General features: G+C 74.0%; 19 protein-coding genes and 1 tRNA gene. 14 read left to right on the top strand and 6 right to left on the bottom strand.

The genetic code is table 11. The features are described from left to right. Positions 1 to 144: 144 nt before the first annotated feature. The gene (locus tag ACFVVL_RS31700; protein WP_380295086.1) at positions 145 to 1,635 is read right to left on the bottom strand and encodes a potassium/proton antiporter; all 1,491 of its coding nucleotides are present in this window, start codon (positions 1,633 to 1,635) and stop codon (positions 145 to 147) included. 288 nt (positions 1,636 to 1,923) lie between these two features. Here ACFVVL_RS31700 and ACFVVL_RS31695 point away from each other — a divergent pair, with 288 nt between their 5' ends. Beyond that, the gene (locus ACFVVL_RS31695; RefSeq protein ID WP_387681291.1) at positions 1,924 to 4,662 is read left to right on the top strand and encodes a penicillin acylase family protein; all 2,739 of its coding nucleotides are present in this window, start codon (positions 1,924 to 1,926) and stop codon (positions 4,660 to 4,662) included. 75 nt (positions 4,663 to 4,737) lie between these two features. Here the strand turns inward: ACFVVL_RS31695 and ACFVVL_RS31690 are convergent, their stop codons facing one another. Beyond that, positions 4,738 to 5,313, bottom strand: a complete 576-nt coding sequence (locus ACFVVL_RS31690) for a 5-formyltetrahydrofolate cyclo-ligase (RefSeq protein WP_380295105.1) — start codon at positions 5,311 to 5,313, stop codon at positions 4,738 to 4,740. A gap of 135 nt (positions 5,314 to 5,448) precedes the next feature. Between ACFVVL_RS31690 and ACFVVL_RS31685 the strand changes: the two genes are divergently transcribed. From ACFVVL_RS31685 to ACFVVL_RS31650, 8 genes are all read left to right on the top strand, one after another. Then, positions 5,449 to 6,444 carry a GGDEF domain-containing protein gene (locus tag ACFVVL_RS31685; protein WP_387681288.1) on the top strand — a complete coding sequence of 332 codons (996 nt, stop codon included), beginning with the start codon at positions 5,449 to 5,451 and terminating at the stop codon, positions 6,442 to 6,444. A gap of 12 nt (positions 6,445 to 6,456) precedes the next feature. Further along, positions 6,457 to 7,377 carry a UTP--glucose-1-phosphate uridylyltransferase GalU gene (galU, locus tag ACFVVL_RS31680; protein WP_387681285.1) on the top strand — a complete coding sequence of 307 codons (921 nt, stop codon included), beginning with the start codon at positions 6,457 to 6,459 and terminating at the stop codon, positions 7,375 to 7,377. A 26-nt stretch (positions 7,378 to 7,403) separates the two neighbouring features. After that, on the top strand, positions 7,404 to 8,759 hold the full coding sequence (glp, locus tag ACFVVL_RS31675) for a gephyrin-like molybdotransferase Glp (RefSeq protein WP_380295078.1): 1,356 nt from the start codon (positions 7,404 to 7,406) through the stop codon (positions 8,757 to 8,759). Positions 8,760 to 8,947: 188 nt separating this feature from the next. After that, positions 8,948 to 9,388 carry a cyclic pyranopterin monophosphate synthase MoaC gene (gene moaC / locus ACFVVL_RS31670; protein WP_380295104.1) on the top strand — a complete coding sequence of 147 codons (441 nt, stop codon included), beginning with the start codon at positions 8,948 to 8,950 and terminating at the stop codon, positions 9,386 to 9,388. After that, a complete protein-coding gene (locus ACFVVL_RS31665) occupies positions 9,385 to 9,888 on the top strand; it encodes a molybdenum cofactor biosynthesis protein B (protein WP_387681282.1) in 504 nt (167 codons plus the stop codon). The genes moaC and ACFVVL_RS31665 overlap by 4 nt, the downstream gene beginning before the upstream one ends. Further along, positions 9,885 to 10,511 carry a GNAT family N-acetyltransferase gene (locus tag ACFVVL_RS31660; protein ID WP_380295102.1) on the top strand — a complete coding sequence of 209 codons (627 nt, stop codon included), beginning with the start codon at positions 9,885 to 9,887 and terminating at the stop codon, positions 10,509 to 10,511. The genes ACFVVL_RS31665 and ACFVVL_RS31660 overlap by 4 nt, the downstream gene beginning before the upstream one ends. A gap of 150 nt (positions 10,512 to 10,661) precedes the next feature. Then, positions 10,662 to 11,699 (top strand): hypothetical protein, encoded by a 1,038-nt coding sequence (locus ACFVVL_RS31655; RefSeq protein WP_387681279.1) that lies wholly within the window; start codon positions 10,662 to 10,664, stop codon positions 11,697 to 11,699. A gap of 112 nt (positions 11,700 to 11,811) precedes the next feature. Next, positions 11,812 to 11,885, top strand: a tRNA-Ala gene (locus ACFVVL_RS31650). 188 nt (positions 11,886 to 12,073) lie between these two features. Here the strand turns inward: ACFVVL_RS31650 and ACFVVL_RS31645 are convergent. Beyond that, positions 12,074 to 12,949 carry a peptidase gene (locus ACFVVL_RS31645; RefSeq protein ID WP_387681276.1) on the bottom strand — a complete coding sequence of 292 codons (876 nt, stop codon included), beginning with the start codon at positions 12,947 to 12,949 and terminating at the stop codon, positions 12,074 to 12,076. A 2-nt stretch (positions 12,950 to 12,951) separates the two neighbouring features. Further along, on the bottom strand, positions 12,952 to 14,277 hold the full coding sequence (locus ACFVVL_RS31640; protein ID WP_380293835.1) for a VWA domain-containing protein: 1,326 nt from the start codon (positions 14,275 to 14,277) through the stop codon (positions 12,952 to 12,954). Between the two features lie 288 nt (positions 14,278 to 14,565). On the opposite strand from ACFVVL_RS31640, the gene ACFVVL_RS31635 reads away from it, so the two are divergent. From ACFVVL_RS31635 to ACFVVL_RS31615, 5 genes are all read left to right on the top strand, one after another. Beyond that, on the top strand, positions 14,566 to 15,075 hold the full coding sequence (locus tag ACFVVL_RS31635) for a DUF1269 domain-containing protein (protein WP_380293837.1): 510 nt from the start codon (positions 14,566 to 14,568) through the stop codon (positions 15,073 to 15,075). Between the two features lie 174 nt (positions 15,076 to 15,249). Then, the gene (locus ACFVVL_RS31630; protein ID WP_387681272.1) at positions 15,250 to 16,587 is read left to right on the top strand and encodes an FtsW/RodA/SpoVE family cell cycle protein; all 1,338 of its coding nucleotides are present in this window, start codon (positions 15,250 to 15,252) and stop codon (positions 16,585 to 16,587) included. Positions 16,588 to 16,664: 77 nt separating this feature from the next. Continuing rightward, the gene (locus ACFVVL_RS31625; RefSeq protein WP_387681314.1) at positions 16,665 to 18,125 is read left to right on the top strand and encodes a penicillin-binding transpeptidase domain-containing protein; all 1,461 of its coding nucleotides are present in this window, start codon (positions 16,665 to 16,667) and stop codon (positions 18,123 to 18,125) included. A gap of 248 nt (positions 18,126 to 18,373) precedes the next feature. Next, positions 18,374 to 19,861: an amino acid permease gene (locus tag ACFVVL_RS31620; RefSeq protein WP_380293841.1), complete on the top strand. Its 1,488-nt coding sequence runs from the start codon at positions 18,374 to 18,376 to the stop codon at positions 19,859 to 19,861. A 124-nt stretch (positions 19,862 to 19,985) separates the two neighbouring features. Next, the gene (locus ACFVVL_RS31615) at positions 19,986 to 21,449 is read left to right on the top strand and encodes a glycosyltransferase 87 family protein (protein WP_387681269.1); all 1,464 of its coding nucleotides are present in this window, start codon (positions 19,986 to 19,988) and stop codon (positions 21,447 to 21,449) included. Between the two features lie 31 nt (positions 21,450 to 21,480). Here ACFVVL_RS31615 and ACFVVL_RS31610 read toward each other — a convergent pair whose 3' ends face one another. Both ACFVVL_RS31610 and ACFVVL_RS31605 read right to left on the bottom strand, forming a co-directional pair. After that, positions 21,481 to 23,250 carry a penicillin-binding transpeptidase domain-containing protein gene (locus ACFVVL_RS31610; RefSeq protein WP_387681266.1) on the bottom strand — a complete coding sequence of 590 codons (1,770 nt, stop codon included), beginning with the start codon at positions 23,248 to 23,250 and terminating at the stop codon, positions 21,481 to 21,483. A gap of 216 nt (positions 23,251 to 23,466) precedes the next feature. After that, a complete protein-coding gene (locus ACFVVL_RS31605; RefSeq protein ID WP_387681263.1) occupies positions 23,467 to 25,362 on the bottom strand; it encodes a dolichyl-phosphate-mannose--protein mannosyltransferase in 1,896 nt (631 codons plus the stop codon). Positions 25,363 to 25,448 lie beyond the last annotated feature (86 nt).

Below are 25,448 nucleotides of genomic sequence, written 5' to 3'. Positions count from 1 at the left end.
GCGCCAACTCTGCTTCAGGCAGATGCTGGGGTTCGGTGTCTCCACCAAAAGCGAAATTTACGCGCGTAGAAGCGCGCTCACCCCGACTCTACAGGACGGATCCAAACGTGTCCCGTGACGCCGGGGTGAACACCCGGTGAGGCCTCAGCCGCCGCGCCCGTTCAGCCAGTCGGCCAGCTTGCCGCCCTTGTCCACGGCCCGCAGCCGCCGCTCGGCCGCCTCGCCGACCTCGTCCGTGGTCACCACCAGCAGCTCGTCCCCGCCGCGCAGCACGGTGGTCCGGTCCGGCACGAAGCTGTTCCCCTCCCGCACCACCAGGGTCACCGCCGCGCCGGCCGGCAGCCGCAGCTCGCCGACCTCCACGCCGGACATCTTCGAGCCGGGCGCCAGCGCGACCGACAGCAGGTGCCCGTGCAGCTTCTCCAGCGGCGCGGACTCGATGTCGAGGTCCTGGCCCATCGAGCCCTCGCCGATCCGCAGGGCCTTGGCGACCCAGGGCAGGGTCGGGCCCTGGAGCAGGGTGAAGACCACGACCAGGATGAAGACGATGTTGAAGACGTCCTGCGCCAGCGGCGCGCCGGAGACCAGCGGGATGGTGGCCAGCACGATCGGCACCGCGCCGCGCAGTCCGGCCCAGCTGAGCAGGGCCTGCTCGCGGGCCGGCAGCTTGAACGGCGTGAGGGTCAGCACCACCGAGAGCGGCCGGGCGAGGAAGACCAGCACCGCGCCGATCACCAGGGCGGGCACCACGGCCGAGCCCATCGACTCGGGGGTGCAGAGCAGGCCGAGCAGCACGAACATGCCGATCTGCCCGATCCAGGCCAGGCCGTCGGCGAAGCCGCGCACGGCGGGGCCGTGCGGCAGCTTGGCGTTGCCGAGGACCACCGCGCTGACGTAGACGGCGAGGAAGCCGGAGCCGTGCAGCAGCGCGCCGCCGGCGTAGGCGAGCACGGTGAGCGCCATCACGGCGATCGGGTAGAGGCCGGAGGACGGCAGCGCGACGTGCTTGACGCCGAACGCGCCGAGCTTGCCGACCACCAGGCCGATGGCCAGGCCGACCGCCAGCTCGGCGACGATCGTGCCGAGCAGCACGTACCAGGAGTCGTGCGCGCCGACGGTGGCGAAGGCGACGACCAGGATGACCACGGGCGCGTCGTTGAAGCCGGACTCGGCCTCCAGCAGGCCGGTCAGCCGGCGGGGCAGCGGCACCGTCCGCAGGACGGAGAAGACGGCGGCGGCGTCGGTGGAGGAGACGATCGCGCCGAGCAGCAGGGAGGTCCGCCAGTCCAGGCCGACCAGGTAGTGGGCGCCGGCCGCGGTGACGGCGACGCTGATCCCGACGCCGACGGTGGCGAGCACGGTGGCCGCCGGCATCACCGGTCTGGCTTCGCGCCAGTTGGTCTTGAGGCCGCCCTCGGCCAGGATCACCACCAGCGCCGCGTACCCGAGCACCTGGGTGAGCTCGGCGTTGTTGAACGAGATGCCCAGGCCGTTCTGGCCGAGCGCGACGCCGATGCCGAGGTAGATCAGCAGACTGGGCAGGCCGGATTTCGTGGACACCCGCACGGCGACCACCGCGACCAGCAGGATCACGGAGAATTCGAGGAGCAGCTGGTTCAGGTGGTCGACATTCACGCAGGGGCACCTCGGGCGTGGCAGCGGGCGGACGGGGTACCGACAGGGGCGGAGGCCGGAAGCGGCGATTACTCCCCTTGCGGATCGTTACTCAGTCTAACATTTTGCCATATCTTTAAGTTCACCGTTCACCGACTCCCTCACCTCCCGTCTCCCGGTCTGCCCGATCCCACCGTGAGCGTCCCCCGTGCACGGCCGCCAGCCGGGGCGGCCTAATGTGGTGCACTGTCACGGCCACGTGCTCTTGACATGTCCGCCCGCCCCCCAGTGAGGACCGCAAGGACCCAGATGCCCCGCTCCAAGAAGTTCCGGCGCGCCCGTCTGATCGTGATCGTGCTGGTCGTCCTGCTGGTGGCCGGCGCCGGCTACGGCGGCTACCGGGGGGTGGCCGCGGTCCGGGCGTCCTTCCCGGAGGTCGACGGCAGCATCAAGCTGGCGGGCCTGAGCGCGCCGGTCGACGTCAAGCGCGACGCCAACGGCATCCCGCAGCTCTACGCCGACACCTCCGAGGACCTCTTCCGGGCCCAGGGCTACGTCCAGGCCCAGGACCGCTTCTGGGAGATGGACGTCCGGCGGCACATCACCGCGGGCCGGCTCTCCGAGATGTTCGGCGACAGCCAGGTCGAGACCGACTCCATGATCCGCACCATGGGCTGGCGCAAGACCGCCCAGGACGAGTTCGACACCGTCCTGACCCCCGACACCAAGAAGAACCTCCAGGCGTACGCGGACGGCGTCAACGCCTGGCTCGCCGAGCACCCGGGCGGCTCCTCGGCCTCGCTGGAGTACAGCCTGCTCGGTGTCGTCAACGGCGACTACGAGCCCGAGCAGTGGACCCCGGTCGACTCGGTCTCCTGGCTCAAGGCGATGGCCTGGGACCTCTCCGGGAACCTCCAGGAGGAGATCGACCGCTCGCTGCTCGCCCAGGACTTCAGCCCCGAGAAGATCGAGGAGCTGTACCCGGAGTACCCGTACGCCCGCAACGGCACGATCGTGAAGACCGGCAGCGTCAACGGCAGCACGTACAAGCCCGCCGACGGCTCCGCCCCGGCCGCCGGTTCCGGCACGGCCGGCTCCGGCACCGCCCCGGGCACCACCCAGGGCTCGGCCGCCACGAAGGCGCTGCTCAAGGACGTCACCGACCGGATCGACGCGCTGCCCGAGCTGCTCGGCCGCAACGGCCAGGGCATCGGCTCCAACTCCTGGGTGGTGGCCGGCAGCCACACCACCACCGGCAAGCCGCTGCTCGCCAACGATCCGCACCTCGGCCCGGGCCTGCCCTCGGTCTGGTACCAGATGGGCCTGCACTGCCGGGCCGTCTCGCCGGCCTGCCAGTACGACGTCTCCGGCTTCACCTTCGCGGGCATGCCCGGGGTGGTCATCGGCCACAACAAGGACATCGCCTGGGGCCTCACCAACCTCGGCGCCGACGTCACCGACCTCTTCCTGGAGAAGGTGACCGGCCCGGAGACCTACCTGGTGGACGGCAAGGAAGAGAAGTTCGAGCTCCGCAAGGAGACCATCAAGGTCGCCGGGGGCGAGGACCGCACCATCACCGTGCGCACCACGAGGACCGGCGCCCCGCTGATCTCCGACCCGAGCACCGAGCAGCAGAACGTCGGCAAGTACGCGCCCAACGGCGCCTCCGCCCCGGACCGCGGCACCGGCGGCTACGGCGTCGCCCTGCAGTGGACCGCGCTGATCCCCGGCAAGACCATGGACGCGGTCTTCGCGCTCGACCGCGCCAAGGGCTGGGAGGAGTTCCAGAAGGCCGCCGCGGACTTCGCCGTCCCGGCCCAGAACCTCATCTACGCCGACGCCAAGAACATCGGCTACCAGGCCCCCGGCTACATCCCGGTGCGCGGCAAGGGCAACGGGCGCTACCCGGCGCCGGGCTGGGACTCCGCCTACCAGTGGAAGAAGGACCCGGTCCCGTTCAGCGCCCTGCCGTGGAGCCTCAACCCGGCGAGCGGCTACATCGTCACCGCCAACCAGGCCGTCGTCGACGCCTCCTACAAGCCCTCGCTGACCACCGACTGGGAGTACGGCACCCGGGCCAAGGAGATCACCGACCAGATCGAGGCCCGGCTGAAGAACAACGGCAAGATCTCGCCGGACGACATGCAGGAGATGCAGCTCGACAACACCAGCATCCTGGCCAAGACGCTGGTCCCGATGCTGCTCAAGGTCGAGATCGACGACCCCTACGTGCGCGAGGCCCAGGACCTCCTGAAGGACTGGAACTACCACCAGGACGCCGACTCGGCCGCGGCCGCCTACTACAACGGCGTCTGGCGCCAGCTGCTCACCCTCGCCTTCGGCCAGAAGTTCCCGGCCGACCTGCGGGCGGAGGACAACTGCCTGCTGGTCCGCGAGCAGGCCGACCCGACCAAGCCCGACAGCAAGTCGAGGATCGTCACCGAGTGCGGCACCCGTGACCCGGGCCGGGCCCAGCCGGACGGCGGCGACCGCTGGACCGAGGTGGTGCGCCAGCAGCTGGAGAAGCCCGACAGCAGCTGGTGGACGTACATCGACTCCCAGCACAAGGAGCAGAAGGGCCTGGACAACCTGCTGCGCGAGGCGATGACCAACGCCCGCCAGGAGCTCACCTCGCTGCTCACCAAGGACATCACCACCTGGAGCTGGGGCCGGCTGCACAAGCTGGAGCTCCGTGAGCGCACCCTCGGCTCGGACGACTCCTCGATCGCCTCGGGCGCCGTCCACAAGCTGCTCAACCGCGGCCCGTACCGCCTCTCCGGCGGTTCGGCGGCGGTCGACGCGGCGGGCTGGAACGCGGCCGCGGGCTACCAGGTCGACTGGATCCCGTCGATGCGCATGGTGATCGACATGAACGACCTCGACGCCTCCCGCTGGATCAACGTCGGCGGCGCCTCGGGGCACGCGTTCCACGAGAACTACAACGACCAGACCGACCTCTGGCTCAAGGGCAAGCTGCTGACCTGGGCCCACTCGCCGGACGCGGTCGACAAGGCGACCAAGCACCGCCTGACGCTGACCAACGGCTGACGCCGCGGCCGGTCCCGACGGCCCCGCACCCCGGATCCCCGGGGGCGGGGCCGTCGGCGTACCGTCCCCGTCCGCTCACCCCAGCCGGTGGGGGCCCGAGGGCGTCAGGGCGAGGTCCACCGGCCGGTCGTGCGGTTCCGCCGGGACCAGGTCCAGCAGCTCGTGCTCGTACAGCAGCACCGCGAGCACCGGCCGCGCCCCGGAGCGCTCCAGCCGGGCCAGCACCCGGTCGTAGGAGCCGCCGCCGCGCCCCAGCCGCAGCCCCCGGCGGTCCACCGCGAGACCCGGCAGCAGCACCAGGCCCGCCTCGGTCACCGCCTGCGGCCCGAGCCGCCCGCCGACCGGCTCCAGCAGCCCGCGCCCGGCCGGGGCCAGCGCCTGCGGGCCCTCGTACGGGGCCCAGTCCAGGTCGTTGTCCGCCATCAGCACCGGCAGCAGCACCCGCACCCCGCGCGCCCGCAGCGCGTCCAGCAGCGGCCGGGTGCCGGGCTCGGCGCCCACCGAGACGTACGCCGCCACCGTGGCCCCGGCGGCCGCCAGCTCGCCGGCGTGCCCGGCCAGCGCCTCGGCGGCCCGTTCCCGGGCCCCGGGGGCCAGCGCCCGCCGTTCGGACAGCAGCCGTGTCCTCAGCGCGCTCTTCTCGTTGTGCATGGGATGGTCCACCGCTCCTCCACCGCTCGACCCCGACCGTTCCGACCTCGACCGTTCCGACCTCGACCGCTCCGGACCCCCGGCCTCCGTGCGACCGGGACGCCCAGAGCCTGACACGCGGAAGGCACCCCCTCGATGTCCACCCCGCTGCTGGTGCAGGCCCTCGCCGCGGTGAGCGCCCCCGCGCTGGCCGGCGCCACCGTCCTCGGCAGCCGGCTGCGGCGCGGCTCGGCCCGGGCGGCGCGGCGCGAGGCCGCGCTGCGCGAGCGCCTCGCCGAGCTGGAGTCCCGCTGCGCCGAGCTGGAGCGCACCGCCTCCTGCGACCCGGTCACCGGCGTCTGGAACTACCGGCACCTCCAGCTCACCCTGGACCGGGAGATCGACCGGGCCCGCCGGGCCGAGCAGCACGAGCAGCAGGACGGACCGCGCCCGCTGGCCGTCCTGCTGCTGGAGATCAGCGGGTTCGACGCGGTGGTCGCCGAGCACGGCCGGGCCCGGGCCGGGACGGTGCTGCGCGACCTCGCCCAGCGGCTCGGCATGGAGATCCGCCGCTCCGACACCCTGGGCCGCTACAGCGGCGAGGAGTTCCTGGTGGTGCTGCCGGACACCGGCGCCGAGGGCGCGGCCCAGGTCGCCGACCGGCTGGTCTGGTCGGTCCGCCGCCACCTGCTGCTGGACTGGTCCTCGGGGGACCGGGAGGGCCGCCGCCCCCACGGCAACGGGCTCACCGCCGCGGCCGGGCTGGCGGTGCTGCCCGGGGACGGCGCCCACGCCGCGGTGCTGCTGCGGTCCGCCGACCGGGCCCTCGCGGCGGCCCGCGCGGCCGGCGGGGACTGCTGGCGGCCGGCCGGTTCCGGGGCCTTCCCGGCGGACGCCCCGGGGGCCGGTCCGGGGGCCGGTCCGGGAGCCGCTCCGGGGGCCGCGAAGACGGCTGTTCCGCTGCGGCCGGAAGGAGTCTTCGCAGCCGAACGTGACCGTTCGGAAAAGGCGGGTAGTCTGTCGCCCTGTGTCGGAGGGGACCCCCTCACCCCGTCCGCCACGACCCCTATGCCTGCCATCGCGGCCGGGTCCGGCGACGTGCTGCCCAAGCATCGGTCAACTGCGCCCGGTCAGGCGAAATACGTGCCTTAGTAAGGTAAACGCATGACGACGACGAACTCCCGTCCCCCGGTCACCAAGGCAGTGGTCCCCGCGGCCGGTCTGGGGACCCGATTCCTGCCGGCCACCAAGGCGACTCCGAAGGAGATGCTGCCCGTCGTCGACAAGCCGGCGATCCAGTACGTCGTCGAGGAGGCGGCCTCGGCCGGCCTGTCCGACATACTGATGGTCACCGGCCGCAACAAGCGCGCCCTCGAAGACCACTTCGACCGGGCCTACGAGCTGGAGGAGCTGCTCGCCCGCAAGGGCGACGAGGACCGTCTGCGCCGGGTGCGCGAGTCCGTCGAGCTCGCCAACATGCACTACGTCCGCCAGGGCGACCCGAAGGGCCTCGGCCACGCCGTCTCGGTCGCCGAGCAGCACGTCGCCGGCCAGCCCTTCGCCGTCCTCCTCGGCGACGACCTGATCGACCCGCGCGACCCGCTGCTGGCCCGCATGATCGAGGTCCAGCAGGAGCTCGGCGGCTCGGTCGTCGCGCTGATGGAGGTCGACCCCTCCCAGATCCACCTCTACGGCTGCGCCGCGGTCAAGCCGAACGGTTTCGGCGAGGACGTGTTCCAGGTCACCGACCTGGTCGAGAAGCCGGACACCGCCGACGCGCCGTCGAACTACGCCGTCATCGGCCGCTACGTGCTCGACCCGTTGGTCTTCGACGTGCTGCGCGAGACCCAGCCGGGCCGCGGCGGCGAGATCCAGCTCACCGACGCCCTGCGCGAGCTGACCAACCGTTCCGCCGAGACCGGCGGCCAGGTGCACGGCGTGCTCTTCAAGGGCCGCCGCTACGACACCGGCGACCGCGCGGACTACCTGCGCGCCATCGTCCGGCTGGCCTCCGAGCGCGAGGACCTCGGCCCGGACTTCCGCAGCTGGCTGCGCGAGTTCGTCGCCTCCGAGCTGCAGGACTGACACACCGACAGAGAGCGAGCGCGCCGATGACCGGGTCCACGGAGAGCGGTACCACCCCCGCAGCCTGCTGCGACGACTCCGCGGACCCGGCGGCCCGCTCCGCCTCCGCCGCCCGTCCGGACGGTCTGTGGACCGTGGACGAGCACCTCGCCGACGTCCTGGCCGCCGTCGGCCCGCTGCCCGCGATCGAGCTCCAGCTGCTCGACGCCCAGGGCTGCCGGCTGGCCGAGGACGTCCACGCCGAGGGGGACCTTCCGCCCTTCGACAACAGCTCGATGGACGGCTACGCCCTGCGCACCGCCGACACCGTGGGCGCGAGCGACGCCTACCCCTCGGTGCTCGCGGTGGTCGGCGACATCGCCGCCGGCGCCGGTGACCTCCCGAAGGTCGGCCCCGGCCAGGCCGCCCGGATCATGACCGGCGCGCCCGTCCCGCCCGGCGCCCAGGCCGTCGCCCCGGTCGAGTGGACCGACGGCGCCACCGGCACCGGCCGCCCCGCCGACGCGATGACCGCCGCGGCCGGGGGCGAGGAGGTCCGGGTGCTGCGCCCGGTCGCCGAGGGCGCCCACATCCGCCGCCGCGGCAGCGACGTGGAGGCCGGTACCCGGGTGCTGGCCGCCGGCACCCGGCTCGGCCCCGCCCAGCTCGGCCTGCTCGCCGCGGTCGGCCGGGCCACCGCCACCGTCCGCCCGCGCCCGCGGGTGGTGGTGCTCTCCACCGGCAGCGAGCTGGTCCAGCCCGGCGAGCCGGTCGGCCCCGGACGGATCACCGACTCCAACAGCTTCACCCTCACCGCCGCCGCCCTGGACGCCGGCGCGATCGCCTACCGGGTCGGCGGCGTCCCCGACGACGCGGCCCGGCTGCGCGCCGTGCTGGAGGACCAGCTCGGCCGGGCCGACCTGATCGTCACCAGCGGCGGCGTCAGCGTCGGCGCCTACGACGTGGTCAAGGAGGTCTTCGCCGAGTACGGCGGGGTCGACTTCCGGCGGCTGCGGATGCAGCCCGGCAAGCCGCAGGGCTTCGGCCGGATCGGCCCCGGGGCGGGCGTGCCGCTGATGGCGCTGCCCGGCAACCCGGTCAGCGCGTACATCTCCTTCGAGCTGTTCGTCCGCCCGGTGATCCGCACGATGCTCGGCGCCGAGGACGTCCACCGCCCGGTGGTCCGGGCGCACTGCCCGGTGGCGCTGCGCTCGCCCGCCGGGCGCCGGCAGTTCCTGCGCGGCCGGTACTCGGCGCGCGACGGCCTGGTCGAGCCGGTCGGCGGCGCGGGTTCGCACCTGGTCGGCGCGCTGGCCAGGGCGGACTGCCTGATCACCGTGCCCGAGGACGTCACCGCGCTGCCCGCCGGCAGCGAGGTCGACGTGGTGCTGCTCGGCGGCTGAGCGCCGGGCCGTCCGGGTGAACTCCCGTCCGGGGCGGGCCGTCTCACCGACGTGGCCCGTCCCACGCCCCGGCCGGGACGGGGGGTACGGTAGCGCGGTATTCGACCTGCGCGCCCCTGGAGCCACCCGTGACCACCTCACCCCCCGGCGACCGCCTCACCCACGTCGACGAGCAGGGCGCGGCCCGGATGGTCGACGTCACCGGGAAGGCCGTGACCGCCCGGACCGCCGTCGCGGCCGGCCGGGTCAGGGTCTCCCCGCGCGTGGTCGAGCTGCTTCGCGGCGAGGGCCTGCCCAAGGGCGACGCGCTGGCCGTGGCCCGGATCGCCGGGATCATGGGCGCCAAGAAGACCCCCGAGCTGATCCCGCTCTGCCACCCGATCGCGGTCTCCGGCGTCGAGGTCGAGCTGACCGTCGCCGACGACGCGGTGGAGATCACCGCGACCGTGCGGACCGCCGACCGGACCGGCGTCGAGATGGAGGCGCTGACCGCCGTCGCGGTGGCCGGGCTGACCGTGATCGACATGGTCAAGGCGGTCGACAAGGGCGCCGCCGTGGAGTCCGTCCGGGTGCTCGCCAAGACCGGCGGCAAGAGCGGCGACTGGACCGCCCCGGAGGCCTCCGCATGAGGGCGCTGGCGGTCACCGTCTCCAACCGCGCCGCGGCCGGCGTCTACGCCGACAAGGGCGGCCCGCTGCTGGCCGAGGGCCTGCGCGCGATGGGCTTCACGGTCGACGGCCCCCGGGTCGTCCCGGACGGCGAACCGGTCGAGGCGGTGCTGCGCGAGGCCGTGGCGGCCGGCTACGACGTGGTGCTGACCACCGGCGGGACCGGGATCTCGCCGACCGACCTCACCCCCGAGATGACCGCCCGGGTCCTGGAGCGCGAGATCCCCGGCATCCCCGAGGCGATCCGCGCGCACGGCCGGGGGACGGTTCCCACCGCCGCGCTCTCCCGCGGGCTGGCCGGGGTCGCCGGACGTACCCTGGTCGTCAACCTGCCGGGCTCGACCGGCGGCGTCCGGGACGGTCTGGCCGTCCTGGCCCCGCTGCTCGCCCACGCCGTCGACCAGCTCGGCGGCGGGGACCACCCCCGGCCCGACGCACCAGCTTCCGGGAGCGCGCACTGAACGCCGGCTGGCCGGTAGAGCTCCACGAGGGGGACGTCGTGCTGCGCCCGATCCGGGCCCGCGACCAGCGCGAGTGGCAGGAGGTCAGCCGCCGCAACCGGGACTGGCTGCGGCGCTGGGAGGCCACCGTGCCGCCCGGCCCGGCCGGCCTCGCGGCGGGCCCGCGCCCGACCTACCGGCAGATGGTGCGCTACCTGCGCGGCGAGGCCTCGGCCGGCCGGATGCTGCCCTTCGTGGTGCTCTACCGGGGCCGGCTGGTCGGACAGTTGACCGTCGGCGGGATCACCTGGGGCTCGATGTGCTCGGCCAACGTCGGTTACTGGATCGACGAGGGGGTGGCCGGCCGGGGGATCATGCCGACCGCCGTGGCGCTTTCGGTGGACCACTGTTTCCGCACCCTGGGGCTGCACCGAATCGAGGTGTGCATCCGGCCGGAGAACGGCCCGAGCCGGCGGGTGGTGGAAAAGCTCGGCTTCCGCCCGGAGGGAATGCGGCCGCGCTATCTGCACATCGACGGCGACTGGCGGGACCACCTGGTGTTCGCACTCACCGCCGAGGAGGTCCCGGAGGGGATGCTGGAACGCTGGCGCTCCCTCAGCTCGGGTCGCCGTCGGGGAAATTGAATGTATGTTCGAATGAAATATCGATATGGCATCGGCGCGGCGACGGACGGGCACAAATACCGGCAAAATAGTCGGAGAATCAGCTTGATCACACGACACGCCGTGCCAAATTGCTACCGGCCCTTCCTCCACGCCCGTACGGTGTGAATCGTGAGCAGTAGCGGCCTTATCTACGCCGTCATCGTAGGGGCCTGGGCCGCCTATCTGGTGCCGATGTGGCTCCGCAGGCAGGACGAGCTCAACGAGGCGCGCCCGACGGAACGCTTCAGCACCGCCATCCGCCTGCTGGCCGGGCGTTCGGCGCTGGAGCGGCGGGCGTCCCGGGCCCTGGGCGACGAACCGCGTGACGACGAGCAGAGCGAGGACGGCCCCCCCGAGCGGGACGCGGCCGCCTCCGACGACCCCGCGGCCGCCCCCGGCGGCCCGGCGGACGAACCGGCGCCCCCCCGCCCGGCGGGCCGGGCCGAGGCGCGTCCGGGACCCGAGGGGGGCGGCGGCGAGCGCCGGGCGCGGCTGCTGGCCCGCCGGCGCCGCATGGTGACCGTCCTCTTCCTGGCCTTCGCGCTGGGTGCGGTGGTCGCGGCGGTGGCCGGACTGGCCTTCCTGTGGGTCCCCGCGCTCCCGGCCGTCCTGCTCACCCTCTACATCGGCCACCTGCGCCGGCTGGAGCGCCAGCGGTACGCGGTGAAGCTGGACCGGGTCCGCGCGGCCCAGGCCGCCGAGCGGCTGCGCAAGCGCGAGCAGCAGCGCGCCGCGGCCGGCCGGGAGAAGTCCGCCGCCGGCCCCGGAGAGGCCCCGGCCCCGGCCGAGCCGGCGGCGGAGGCGCCCGCCGGGCGCGGCCGCCCGCACCTGCGGCTCGCCACCGAGGCCGACGCGGCCCGGGCGGCCTCCGAGGGCGCCGGGGCGGCCTCGGCCTCGGCGGTGGCGGAGGCCACCGAGCACGAGGAGTGGGTCGACGGCATGCGGGAGCGCGGCGCGGCCGGCCCGGACTCCTGGGAGCCGGTGCCCGTCCCGCTGCCGACCTACGTGACCGCCCCGGTGGCGCCCCGGGTCAACCGCGGGCTCGACCTGTCGGCCCCCGGCACCTGGACCGCCGGCCGTCCGGCCGAGTCCCGGAAGACCCCGCTGTTCGACCAGTACGCCGAGCCGCCCGCTCCGGAACCCCGGCCCCGCGCCGCCAACGAGTAGCTTCGAGGCCCCTCCCCGGGGGCCTCTTCGCTTCCCCGGGGCCGCCCCCACGGCCCCCACCAGGAGGGTGGTCACGGACCCCCTCCGAAAGGTGCTAGAGTTTCTTCTCGTTGGGGCTGTGGCGCAGTCCGGTAGCGCACCTCGTTCGCATCGAGGGGGTCAGGGGTTCGAATCCCCTCAGCTCCACCCAACGGAAGTCCCGCCCGATCGGTTGATCGGGCGGGACTTCTGCGTTGTGGGGGTGCATCGGCCGACGGGGAATCAGGCCGGGCGGTGCACGGGCCCTTGAGGGGGACTGTGAGGCGGATCACGGGCGGGAACGGCGGAGGGCCGGCCCGGACGGTTCCGGGCCGGCCCTCCGCGGAGCGGACGGGTCAGGGCTGGCCGGAGCCCGCGTACGGGCCGGGCTGGGGAGCGCCGGACTGGGGCGGGACCGCGCCGTAGCGGGCCGGACGGCGGCCGCGCGGGTGCCGGGTGAGGGTGTAGCCCGCGACACCGGCCAGGGCGGCCAGGGCGCCGCCGGCCAGGGTCCAGAACCAGCGGCTGTTCCAGCCGGAGAACCAGCCGGTGTACCAGTGCTCCTCGGGCTCCTCGGGGGCCGCCGCCTTGGCGGTCGCGGCGCCGCCGCCGGCCGGCGGGACCAGCGGGGCCTTCAGCTCGCCGCCCTCCGGCTGGGCGTTGTCCTCGTCGCCCTTGGCGGCCACGTGGAGCCGCACCGAGGCGGGCAGGCCGAGGTCGGGCTGCGGGGCGTCGGCGACCGAGAGCCGGACGTAGTAGCTGCCCGGCAGCGGGTCGCCGGACCACGGCTCGGCCCAGGAGCGGACCTCGCGCAGGGTGCAGCTGAGCGCCAGCGAGCCGGTGGCCCTCTCGGCGGTCGCGGTCTGGACGCCGTCGGTGCACGCCTGCCGGCGGCGCAGCCCGTCGAACACCTCGACGCTCCAGGTCTGCGGCTCGTCGTGCCGGTCGGCGGACGGGGCGAGGGTGATCGCCAGGTCCACCCGGGCGGTCTGGCCCTCGGCGGCGCCGAACGCCCAGTAGAGGTAGTCGCCGGTGGAGACGGAGACCGCGGCGTCCTGGCCGGGGGCCAGGTTGACGGCGGTCAGGAACGAGGTGCCGGCCTTGTTCGCCGGGGCCGGGCTGCCGCTCGCGCTCGGCGAGGGGGAGGCGGCGGTGGCGGCCGGGGCCGTCAGGGCGAGCGCCGGCAACAGGGCCAGTGCGGCCGCGGCGGTGCGGAGGAAGGACGTACGCATGGTCAGTTCTCCTGCCAGACAGCGATGCGCCAGCGCGCGATCCAGCCGAACAGCAGGCCGGTCACCAGGCCGGCCAGGGTGAGCACGAGCAGCAGGATCCAGCCCCGGCCCAGGCCCATCGCCGGGCCGTCGGGGGCGGGGGAGGCGGCGGTCAGGTCGACCGTCAGCTCCAGCGGCAGGCCGGGGTCGGCCGCGACGCCGGCCTGCGGGGCCAGCGAGTTGGAGACCACCAGGCAGACGGTGGTCTCCGGCTTGCCGCTCGGCGAGGCGGACGCGGTGGCGGTGGCGGTGGCGTAGCCCTTGGAGTCGGCGGGGGACCAGCGCAGGCCGGTGGAGACGACGTCGGTGCGGCCGCTGCCGGCGTCGGTGCCGCGGACCAGCTCCTGGCCGGCGGTGCTGGTGGCCTGCAGCAGGACGCCGTAGTCACGGGCCACCGCGCGGTCCAGCGCGACGCTGACCGAGGCGCGCAGCTCCTGGCCGGACTTCACCGGGACGCGGTAGACGCGGTGCTCGGAGAACTTCTCGCGGTCGCTGTAGACGCCGGGGGCGAGGACCGGCGCGGACGCGCAGGTGTCGGTGCCGGCGGTCTTGACCGGGGTGACCGCGTAGGTGTCGTTGGAGCGGTCGACCAGCTGCTTCACCTTCTCGGTGAGCTGCTCCTGGGTGCGCACGTCGGTGTAGGTGCCGCCGGTGGCGTTGGCGATGCAGAGCAGCTGCTGGCGGGTCTTGTCGTCGTGCGCCAGGCCGAGGGTGTCGACCACCAGGTGGATGCCCTGGGAGGCCAGCTCACGGGCCACGTCGCAGGGGTCGGGCGGGGTGCAGGTGTCCTCGCCGTCGGTGATCAGCACCACCCGGCGGGTGGTCTCGCCCTTGCCGAGGTCCTCGGCGGCGCCGCGCAGCGCCAGGCCGATCGGGGTGAAGCCGGTCGGCCGCAGGGTCGCGACGGCGGTCTTGGCCTCGGTCTTGTTGGTCCTCCCGACCGGGAAGAGCTGCTTGGTGTCCAGGCAGCCCTGGGCCTTGTCGTTGCCGGGGTAGGTGGCGCCCAGCGTGCGGATCCCGAACTCGGTCTCCGCCGGCAGGGCGTCGATGACGTCGTTCAGGGACTGCTGGGCCACCGAGATGCGGGTCTTGCCCTGGATGTCGGCCTCGCGCATGGAGCCGCTGACGTCCAGGACGAGGTCGACCCGGGGGGCTTCCTTGCCGGCGGCGCCGGCTGATGGTTCGTCGGCATGGGCGGGCAGACCGCTGAGCAGCGCCCCGCCCGCTATCGCCAGGGCGGCCAGCAGGCTGCCGAGCCTGGCCTTCGGTCGTCGTAGTCCGGTATTCACCCGCCGATCCTAGGGATCATCAGTTCGCCGTGGCCAACGTGCGGCGGTGCGCGAACGGGCATCCCCACCGGCGCGAACTCACGGGCGCCGGTGGGTGATCCGGGGCGGGGAGGCGCCGGGGTGCGCCGGTCGCACGGCCGGCCGCCGACGGAGCGTCGGGCAATGCGGGACACACCGGGTGAAAAGTCGATTGATAGGGATTTGCTCGTTAGGGTGACGAGCGGGGAGAGGGCGCCGCACCGGCGTCCACCCCGGCAGACACGTCCGCTTCAGGGGAAGGACCCGTCCGTGAGCAACCTCTTCGCGATCGCCTATCCGGATCTGGCCACCGCCCGGGTGGTGCGCGACGAAGCGGTCGCCCTGCAGAAGCAGCGGCTGATCGAGCTGGAGGACGCGGTCGTCGTCGAGCGCCGCGAGGACGGGAAGATCAAGCTGCACCAGCAGGTCAGCACCACCGGGGCCGGGGCGGCCTCGGGCGCCGTCTGGGGCGGGGTGATCGGCCTGCTGTTCTTCATGCCGCTGCTCGGTGCCGCGGTCGGCGGGGCGGCCGGGGCCGCGGTCGGCGCCACCACCGACATCGGGGTGGACGACGACTTCATGCGCCAGGTCGGGCAGCACCTCCAGCCGGGCACCGCCGCGGTGTTCCTGCTGGTCCGCAAGGCCACCGCGGACAAGGTCGTCCCGGCGCTGGCCCGCCACGGCGGCCGGATCATCCAGACCTCGCTCTCCGCCGAGGCCGAGGCCGACCTGATGGCGACCGTCGAGGCCTCCCGGACGCAGGCCCCGGCCTCCGCCTGACCCGCCCGCGACCCGTCGATCCGCCCGACCCCCGGATCCCGCCGGAACAGCCGCTCACACCGGGGCGGACGGGCCCGCGCCCGTCCGCCCCGGTGACCCCCCGGCGCTCCGGCACCCGTCCCGACGCCCCGCAGCCCCCGACTTCCTGGACGGTCCGTGGCGACACCCCCCGCCGTGACCGGAACCGCCGGCCGATCGCGCCGGACCGTGCCGGCCCGGCGCACCACCGAACTCGCGCTGGTCCTGGCCGCCGTGCTGACCGCGGTGCTCGGCTACGCCGCGGTGGGCCTGACCGTCGACGGCACGGTGCCCGCCGACGCGGGCCGGTACGGGGCCGCGCTCGGAGCGCTCGCGCTGCTGGCGCACGGCACGGTCCGCTGGAAGGCGCCGTACGCGGACCCGCTGCCGTTACCGATCGCGCTGCTGCTGAACGGCGTCGGACTGGTCGTCATCCACCGGCTGGACCGGGCCACCCCGGGCGACGCGGCGCCCGCCCAACTGCTCTGGTCCGCCCTCGGGGTGGGGCTGTTCATCCTGGTGCTGCTCCTGCTGCGGGACCACAAGCGGCTGCAGCGGTACGCCCACGTCGGGGCGCTGGCGGCCCTCGTCCTGCTGGTGCTGCCGGTCTTCTTCCCCCCGGTGTACGGCTCGCGGATCTGGATCACCGTCGGGCCGTTCTCGCTCCAGCCGGGGGAGTTCGCGAAGGTCCTGCTGGCGGTGTTCTTCGCCGCCTACCTGGCCGTGCACCGGGACGCGCTGGCGCTCACCGGGCGGCGGGTGCGGCGGTTCCGGTTGCCGCCCGGGCGGGTGCTGGCGCCGGTCCTGGTGATCTGGGCGGCCTTCGTCGGGGTGCTGGTGCTGGAGACCGACCTCGGCACCTCGCTGCTCTTCTTCGGCCTCTTCGTGGTGATGCTGTACGTGGCCACCGCGCGCACCGGCTGGATCGTCATCGGGCTGTTCCTGGCCGCCGTGGCGGCGGTCGGCGTGGGGTGGCTCTCGCCGCACGTGCACAGCCGGGTCGCCGACTGGCTGGACCCGCTCGGCTCGATCGCCGAGGGGCACGGCGCCAACCAGATCGCCCAGTCGCTGTTCGCCTTCGCCTGGGGCGGCGAACTGGGCGCCGGGCTGGGCAACGGGCACTCGGCGCTGATCGGCTTCGCCGCCAAGTCCGACTTCATCCTCGCCACCATCGGCGAGGAGCTGGGGCTGACCGGGCTGATCGCGGTGCTCCTGCTGTACGCGCTGCTGGTCTCGCGCGGCTTCCGGACCGGGATCGCGCTGCGCGACCCGTTCGGGCGGCTGCTGGCGATCGGGCTGGCGGCACTGGTCGGCCTCCAGGTGTTCGTGGTGGCGGGCGGGGTGCTGGACCTCATCCCGCTGACCGGGATGACCCTGCCGTTCGTCGCCCAGGGAGGCTCCTCGGTGGTGACCAACTGGATCATCATGGCGCTGCTGGTGCGGATGAGCGACGCCGCCCGGCGGCCGGTCCCCGCCCCCGGGGAGCCGGGGTGAGCCGGCGGCGCGGGGGCGGGCGCGGGCGACCGGGGGACGGGGCCCCGGGGCGGCAGGGGCGGCAGGGGCTGCCGGGGATCGCCGTCACCGGGCGCCGGGCCGGCACCTTCTGCCTGCTGCTGATCGTGGCGCTCTGCGCCCAGGCCACCCGGGTGCAGGTGTTCCGGGCCGAGGAGCTCAACCACAACAGCGCCAACCAGCGGCTGGTCATCGAGCGGTACGCGCAGCCGCGCGGCGGCATCCGGGTGGGCGCCGGCACCGTCACCGGCTCCGAGGCCACCGGCGGGCGGTTCGACTTCAAGCGCACCTACACCGACGGGCCGCTGTTCGCCGCGGTCACCGGCTACTCCTCGCAGACCTACGGCAACAGCCAGCTGGAGGGCACCGAGGACGCGCTGCTCTCCGGCACCGACCCCCGGCTGTCGGGCTGGGCGGTGTGGGACGCGGTCGCCCGGCGGCGCAACCCCGGCGGGGACGTCCACACCACCATCGACCGGGCCGCCCAGGAGGCGGCGGTGCGCGGGCTCGGCGGCCGGAAGGGCGCGGTCGCCGCCATCGAGCCGGCCACCGGGCGGATCCTGGCACTGGCCTCCACCCCGTCCTACGACCCCGGGAGCTTCGCCGGCGCCTCGGCCGACGACCAGGTGGCCTGGAACCGGCTGCAGACCGACTCCGACCAGCCGATGCTCAACCGGGCGCTGCGCCAGACCTACCCGCCCGGGTCGGCCTTCAAGGTGGTCACCGCGGCGGCGGCGCTGGAGAACGGGGTGGTCACCGACATCGAGGCGCCGACCGGCGCGCCGTACCCCTACGTGCTGCCGGGCACCGGTACGCCGCTGCCCAACGACACCCCGGCCTGCGACGAGCCCGGCCAGTCGCTGGACACCGCGATGACGCTCAGCTGCAACAGCGTGCTCGGCTACCTCGGGGTGCGGGTCGGCCTGGAGCGGATGGTCGCGACGGCGGAGGCGTTCGGCTTCAACGAGCCCCGGCTGGACACCCCGGTGCGGGCGGCCCGCTCCGTCTTCGACACCCGGATGGACGAGGCCCAGCTGGCGCTCTCCTCGATCGGCCAGTACGACACCGCCGCCACCCCGCTGGTGATGGCGATGGTCGCCGCGGGGGTGGCCAACGACGGCACCGTGATGCGTCCACAGCTCGTGGACCGGCTGACCAGGAGCGACGGCACCACCGTGCGGCTGATGCGGCCCGCCGTGTACCGCCAGGCGGTCGGTCCGGGCACCGCCGGGCAGGTGCGGCGGCTGATGACCGACGCGGTGGAGAACGGCACCGGGCGCGCCGCCCGGATCCCCGGCGCGGTGGTCGGCGGGAAGACCGGCACCGCCGAGCACGGGGTGGACAACAGCGGGACGCCGTACGCCTGGTTCATCGCCTGGGCGGCTCCGGCCGGCTCGGCCGCGGTGCCGCCGGTGGCGGTCGCCGTGGTGATCGCGGACGGCGGGGCGGCGGAGGTGACGGGCGGCGGGCTCGCGGCCCCGGTCGCCCGCGCGGTGATGCAGGCGGTGCTGACCGGGTGAGTGCCGCACCGGCCGCTCCGGACCGCGGTGCTAGCCGGTCGGCGGAAGATCCGCCGTCTGCGAAGTGTCCGGTTTGTGCCTGCTGGTGCGACGGTTCGTACAATGCGCGCGGCGGGACTGTTCGTTTGCGACACTGGTGTTTTCGCGGGGTACTGCCCATCTTTGTTCGGTTGGTCCCCCGATGACACCTTCGGTGTGTCGGGTGACCGGCCGCTCCAACCCTCCCCTGCCCAGAAAGACCCTCCGTTTTGGCCAGCAACACGCTCGGTGCCCGCCTGCTGAGGCGCAAGCCCGTCATCACCCTGATCGCCGAGAGCGAGGGCCGCGAGGGCCTGCCCGCCGGTGCGCCCGAGGAGGGCGGACGTTCCGGCATCCACCTGCGCCGTTCGATCGGGCTCTGGCAGCTGTCCGCGATCGGCATCGGTGCCACCATCGGCACCGGCATCTTCTTCGTACTGACCAGCGCCGTGCCCTCGGCCGGTCCGGCCGTCATCCTGTCGTTCGTGATCGCCGCGGTCACCGCCGGCCTCACCGCGCTCTGCTACGCCGAGATGGCCTCCGCCATCCCCGTCTCCGGGTCGTCCTACTCCTACGCCTACGCCACCCTCGGCGAGGGCGTCGCCTTCGCCGTCGGCATCTGCCTGCTGATGGAGTACGGCGTCTCGGCGTCCGCCATCGCGGTCAGCTGGGCCGAGTACCTCAACAAGTTCTTCGACCTGGCCTTCGGCTTCCAGCTGCCCGAGGCGCTCACCGGCGCGCCCGACGACACCCACTGGTTCAACCTGCCGGCGTTGCTGCTGGTCGCCATGGTCTGCTTCCTGCTGATCCGCGGCGTCAGCGAGTCGGTCCGGGTCAACGCGGCCATGGTGGCCGTGAAGCTGCTCATCCTGCTGCTCTTCGTCTGCGTCGCGCTGACCGGCTTCCGGTCCGGCAACCTGACCCCGTTCATGCCGCTGGGCATCGGCGGCGTGCAGGTCGCCGCCTCCAGCATCTTCTTCTCCTTCATCGGCCTGGACGCCGTGTCCACGGCCGGCGAGGAGGTCAAGAATCCCCGGCGCACCCTGCCGATGGCGATCATCATCTCGCTGGTGGTGGTCACCCTGCTCTACATCCTGGTGGCCCTGGCCGGCATCGGCGCCCAGCCCTGGCAGAAGTTCAAGGGCCAGGAGGCGGGCCTGGCCCAGATCCTCCAGGACATCACCGGGCAGAGCTGGCCGGCCCTGCTCTTCGCGATCGGCGCGATCGTCTCGATCTTCTCGATCACCCTGGTGGTCATCTACGGCCAGACCCGCATCCTGTACTCGATGGGCCGCGACGGCATGCTGCCCAAGCGCTTCGCCGAGCTCTCGCCGCGCTCCGGCACCCCGGTCTGGAACACCATCGTGGTCGGCCTCGGGGTCGGCACGCTGGCGGCCTTCGTCCCGCTGCGGGTGCTCGCCGACATCACCAGCCTGGGCACCCTGATCGCCTTCTCGGTGGTGTCGATCGGCGTGATCGTGCTGCGCCGCACCCAGCCCGACCTGCCGCGCGGCTTCAAGGTGCCGGGCTACCCGGTCGTCCCGGTGCTCAGCGTCGGTTTCTGCGCCTACCTGATCAAGGGCCTGCACGCGGACACCTTCGCGGCCGGCGGGATCGCCCTGGTGCTCGCGGTGGTGGTGTACTTCGGCTACAGCATCAAGCACTCCAAGCTGGAGCGGGCCGACCGGCAGGCCGAGTCCGGCAGCAGGGTCGGCTGAGCGCGGTGCGCCGCCGACGGGGCCGCCCGGGGGACCGCACCCCCGGGCGGCCCCGTCCGTACCGGTCCACACCGCTTGCGCCGACATGGCGACAGCGCACCGCCCCCGGCCATAACCTTCCACCATGGTGAGCACCCGCACGCCCGGCCACTCCCGCCCGCGCGGCCGCTTCACCGGCCGGGGCGCGACCCCGACGACCCCAGCCCAGGCCGTTCCCTCTCCCGCCCCCTCCTCCGTTCCCGCCGCTCCCGCTACTCCCGCCAATCCCGCCACCCGGCGCGGCCGGCTGCGCGGCGACCCGGCCCGCCGGCCGTTCCCCCACCAGCGGGGCGAGAACGGCCCGCCTCCCCCGCGCACCCGGCCGGATCCGGCCGGACTCGCCGCGCACCGCGGCGTCCAGCTGCTCGGCTGCCTGGTCGCCGCCGGCTGGGCGGCCGGCTTCCCGCTCGTCTCCGACCTGCCCAACCAGCGGCTGTGGGGCACCCTCGCCGCCCCCGCCTACCTGCTCGCCGGGCTGCTCTGCGTGGTCCTGCCGCGGCGCCTCGCCGCCCGGGCCGCGGCGGCGGCCGCCCTGCTGGGCGCGGTGCTGGTGCCGCTGGTGGTCCTGGTGCTGCAGGGCCGCCACCAGTCCGAGGTGATGGTGGTCGAGCGCTCCGCGCACCTGCTGTTCAGCACCGGCAGCCCGTACCTGCCGCACCCGGTGGTGGTCACCGACTACAACCCGTACCTGCCGGCGATGTCGCTGTTCGGGGTGCCGCACACCGTCCTCGGCGAGGGCAGCGTCCTGGCGCGGCTGGCCGGGGACGCCCGGATCTGGTTCGCGCTGGCCTTCGTCGCCTGTCTGCTGGCGAGCTGGCGGCTGCTGCGGCCCACCCGGGACCGCGCGCCGCTGCTGCCGATGGCCGTGCTCACCGCCTCGCCGCTGGTCGCGCTGGCACTGGTCGGCGGCGGGGTGGACCTGCCGCTGATCGGGCTCTGCTGTCTGGCCATGGCGCTGGCCGAGCGGGACCGGACGATCGCCGCCGGGCTGGTGCTGGCCCTGGCCGGGACCCTGAAGTGGACGGTCTGGCCGGCGCTGCCGGTGGCCGTACTGCTGCTCTGGCGGCTCTACGGGCGGCGCCCGGCCGCCCGGGCCGGACTGACCGCGCTCGGCGCGGCGTCCGCCGTCCTGGTGCCGTACGTCCTGGCGCGGACCGAGGAACTGCGCGAGCAGGTGGTGCGCTTCCCGCTCGGGCTGACCGCGGTGCAGACGCCGGCCGGCAGCCCGCTGCCCGGCAAGGTGCTGGCCGGGTTCGGGCCCACCGGGCACACCGCCTCACTGGTGCTGCTGACGGTCGGCGGGCTCGGGGTGACGGTCTGGCTGCTGGCCCGCCCGCCGGTCTCCGCGATCGCCGCCGCCGACCTGCTGGCCGCCGGGCTGGCGATCGCCTTCATGCTGGCGCCGGCCGGGCGGTTCGGGTACCTGGCGCTGCCGGCCGTGCTGGTGATCTGGCCCCGGCTGGCCGCCCGGCGGTGGAGCGCCCGCCCCCCGGCGCCGCCGTCCTGCCTGCTGACGCACCCCGGGCCCGCCCTGCCGACGAGACGGTAGGACGGGCCCGGGGCCGGCGTGCCGGGAAGCGTCAGCGGTTGCCGGCGGCCTTGATGATCGAGGCGACGGCGGGACCTGCGGCGTCCACGCCGTGACCGCCGCCCTCGACCTCGGCGGCGACCGCGAGGTTGCCCCGGTAGGCGGTGAACCAGCTGTTGGTGGTGGCGATGCCGGTGGCCTCGGCGGAGCCGGTCTTGGCGCCCGCGTTGTCGGAGATGCCGGCCATCACGTCCTTGGCGGTGCCGCCGGTGGCGGTGGCGGCCATCATCTGGCGCAGCTTGCCGGCGACGTCGGGGGTCATGTCCCGGGCGGCCTTCTGCTGCGGCAGCTCGGCGACCAGGATCGGCTGCTTGAAGCTGCCGCTCTGCACGGTGGCCGTGATCGAGGCGATGGCCAGCGGGTTCATCTGGACCTTGCCCTGGCCGATCGACTGCATGGCCTGCTCGTCCTTGTTGGTGCCGGCGTCCGGCACCACGGCGTCGAAGCTGGGCAGGCCGGTCTGCCAGTTCAGGCCGATGCCGTAGACGTCCTTGGCGGTGGTGGTCAGCGCGCCCGGCTTGAGGCTGGCCAGGCCCTGGTCGATGAAGGCGGTGTTGCAGGACTGCATGAAGTCCTGCTGCAGCGTGTTGTTCGGGAACGGGTCCGGGAACGAGTTCGGGATCTTCTTCGGGTTGCTGCTCAGGACCGGGCAGGGCACCGGGGTGTCCGGGTTGATCCCGGCCTCCAGCAGGGCGGTGGAGGTGAGGATCTTCAGCGTGGAACCCGGGGCGAGCTGGCCCTGGAAGGCCCGGTTCAGACCGGTGACCGGCGCGTTGGCGAAGGCCAGGACCTGGCCGGTGCTCGGCTCGATGGCGACGATCGAGCCCTTCTTGCCGCCCAGGTCGGTCATCGCCTTCTCGGCGGCGGCCTGCAGGGTGGCGTCGAGGGTCAGCTTGAACGGCTTCGGGGGCTTGGGGTCGACGATGGTGAACAGCCGGTCGGGGGTGCCGTTCTGGTCGGCCGGGTTGGTGATCACCACACCGGTGCCGTTGTCGCTCTGGTCCTTGTTCTGGTCCGCGAGGAGCTTGGCGACCTTGGCCTGCGCGGTCGCGATCAGCGGGGTGACCGAGGGGCTGTTCAGCGGCTTGTTGTTGCGGTCCACCACGTTGCCCGCCAGCGGGGGCAGCGGCTGCACGGAGATCGTCTCGCCCGCCGCCAGGTGCGGGTGGATCACCGACGGGGCCCAGTGCACGGCCGGGGTGTTGTCGCTCATCTTCACGACGCCGAGGAAGCCGTTGTAGTCCCAGACCCGGTTGGTGCCCTCGAACTCGGCGCGGGCCTTGAAGGTCATCAGCGTCCCGGTCGGGGCGGCCGGCGTGGCGGCGGCCGCGGGGTCGGTGGCGGTGGCGTCGCCCGGGGCGGCCGGGGTGGTGGCGGGGGCGGTGCTCTTGGCGGGGGAGGGGGTGCCGGTCGCCGAGGCGAAGGCCGCCGCGGTGGCCGGGCCGGCCGGCGCCAGGGTCAGCCCGCTCGGCTTCACCTGGTCCTGGAACGCGGTCAGCGCGGCGGTCGCGGCGGTCGGGTCGTCGGTCAGCGCCGCCGCCTTGGCGAGGTCGCCGGCCGCCCAGGCGTCCAGGAAGTCCTTCAGCCCGGCGGCGGCCTGCTCGGCGGTCGGGGGCTCGGCGACCACCGTGCGCTGCTTCTTGGCGGGTGCCTCGCCCTTGTCGTCCGAGCCGCCGACGAGGCTGTACGCCCCGTAGCCGCCGGCGGCGAGCATGGCGACGGCCACGCCGGTGATGAGGCCGGTCTTCGCGCCATTGCGCATGGTGATGTTCCCCCAAGGGTCAGGCGATCGGGCCGCAGCCGGAGGGAGGCCGGATGCGCGTTCGGAGCCCAGCCTAGGCAGCCGGGCTCCGTGCACCGACGAAGGGACCGGTTGTTGTGACGGTTCTGGTACGTGCCGCACACCACTCCGGTACAGTGCGCCGCCCCCGGCGGCGGCCCGTGCGCCGCCCCGGTGGCCGGGGCGGCGGCGCGGCCGTCAGATCCAGGTGCCGAACCACATCCGCCGGCGCCAGTCCTCCATCGGGATCGTCTCGCCGGTGTACAGGGGGTGGAAGAAGAGGAAGTTCCACATGATCAGCAGGACGATCAGCCCGCCCGCCGCGGCGCCGATGATCCGCCGGTCCCGGGAGGCCCCGGGGGGTCCGAGGACGGCGCCCACCAGCATGGTCACGGCGAGCACCAGGAACGGCACGAAGCAGACCGCGTAGAAGAGGAAGATCGTCCGCTGCTGGTAGGCGAACCAGGGCAGGTAGCCGGCGGCCAGGCCGCAGAGCACCGCGCCGGCCCGCCAGTCGCGCCGGGCCGCCCACCGCCACAGGCAGTAGACCAGGGCGATCACGCCGGTCCACCAGAGCAGCGGGGTGCCGATGCCCAGCACCTCGCGGGCGCACTCGTTCACCGTGCAGCCGGCCGCCCCCTGCTTCGGGGACTCGTAGAAGAAGGAGACCGGCCGGCCGAGCACCAGCCAGCTCCACGGGTTGGACTGGTAGGTGTGCGGGTCGCTCAGGTGGGTGTGGAAGTCGTAGACCGTCGAGTGGTAGTGCCAGAGCGAGCGCAGGCCCTCCGGGATCCACGGGTAGTCGGTGGAGCGGCCGACCGCCCAGTCGCGGCCGTAGCCGCCCTGGTTCGGCACGTTGCTGCTGGCGAACCAGCCCCACCAGGAGGTGATGTAGACGACCACCGAGGTCGCCACGATCGAGACGAAGGCGGGCACCGCGTCCCGGGCCAGCGTCCAGAGGTAGGGGCGGTCGGCACCGGCCAGCCGGCGCGAGCCCACGTCCCACAGCACGGTCAGCAGACCGAAGGCGGCCGCCACGTACAGGCCGCTCCACTTGGTCGCGCAGGTCAGGCCGACGCAGACGCCGGCCGCGATCCGGTACGGGCGCCAGCCCAGGTTCATCCGGCGGGCGAGGACCGGGTCCGGCCCGCCGTCGCCGTGCGCCGCGAGGCGGGCGGCGATCCGGGCCCGGGTGTGGTCGCGGTCCAGCAGCAGGCAGCCGAAGGCGGCGAGGATCCAGAACATCACCACCAGGTCCAGCAGCGCGGACCGGCTCATCACGAAGTGCAGGCCGTCCACCGCGAGCAGCAGGCCCGCCACGCAGCCCAGCAGGGTCGAGCGGAACAGCCGCCGGGCGATCCGGGCCACCATCAGCACCGAGAGGGTGCCGAGCAGCGCCACCGCGAAGCGCCAGCCGAAGGGGTTCATCCCGAACAGCTGGATCCCGGCGCCGATGATCCACTTGCCGACCGGCGGGTGCACCACGTACGAGGGGTTGTTCCGGTACGGGACCGGGTCGCCGGCCATGATCTGCTCGTTGGCGCCGTCCGGCCAGCTGATCTCGTAGCCGCCGTGCCAGAGCGCGTAGGCGTCCTTGGCGTAGTACGTCTCGTCGAAGATGATCGCGTTCGGCGAGCCGAGGCCGCCGAACCGCAGGACCCCGGCGAACAGCGCCACCGCGAGCGGGCCGAGCCAGCCGGACCAGCGGACCAGCCAGGACCACAGCGGCTCCGGCAGGGACAGGCCCAGCCGGAGCAGCAGCGGGGAGGGCGGCACCCGCTTCGGGGTGACGCCCGGGCCGTCCGGCATCGGCGGGACCAGGCGCTCGGCCAGGGTCGCGGCCGGTGCCGGCGCGTAGCCGAAGCGGGTCAGACCGCGCAGCCAGGCGGGGCGCGGCGGGGGTATGGAGCCGTCGTCGGGCTCGCGGGGCTCGCCGGGCCCGGCCTCGGGTCCGTCGGGCCCGCCGCCGCCGTCCGGGTCGCGGGGGCCGGGCAGGGCGGGTGACGGCTGGTCCGTCAGGACCGGCACGCCGACGTCACCCCGCGCGGTGTGGTCTGTACCAGTGGGCGTCTGCGCCGCCGTGTCGCCGTTCATCCGCCACATCGTAGGGGCGCATCGTGAGCCTGCGGAGGGTCCCTCCGAAGGTGCCCGAATCGTCACCAAAAGCGCCCGGCGGCCGG

Source organism: Kitasatospora sp. NPDC058115, assembly GCF_042884635.1.
In the GTDB taxonomy this organism is placed as follows: domain Bacteria; phylum Actinomycetota; class Actinomycetes; order Streptomycetales; family Streptomycetaceae; genus Kitasatospora.
Note: the sequence above shows the minus strand (reverse complement) of the source record. Positions and strands in the feature narration are given on the sequence as shown.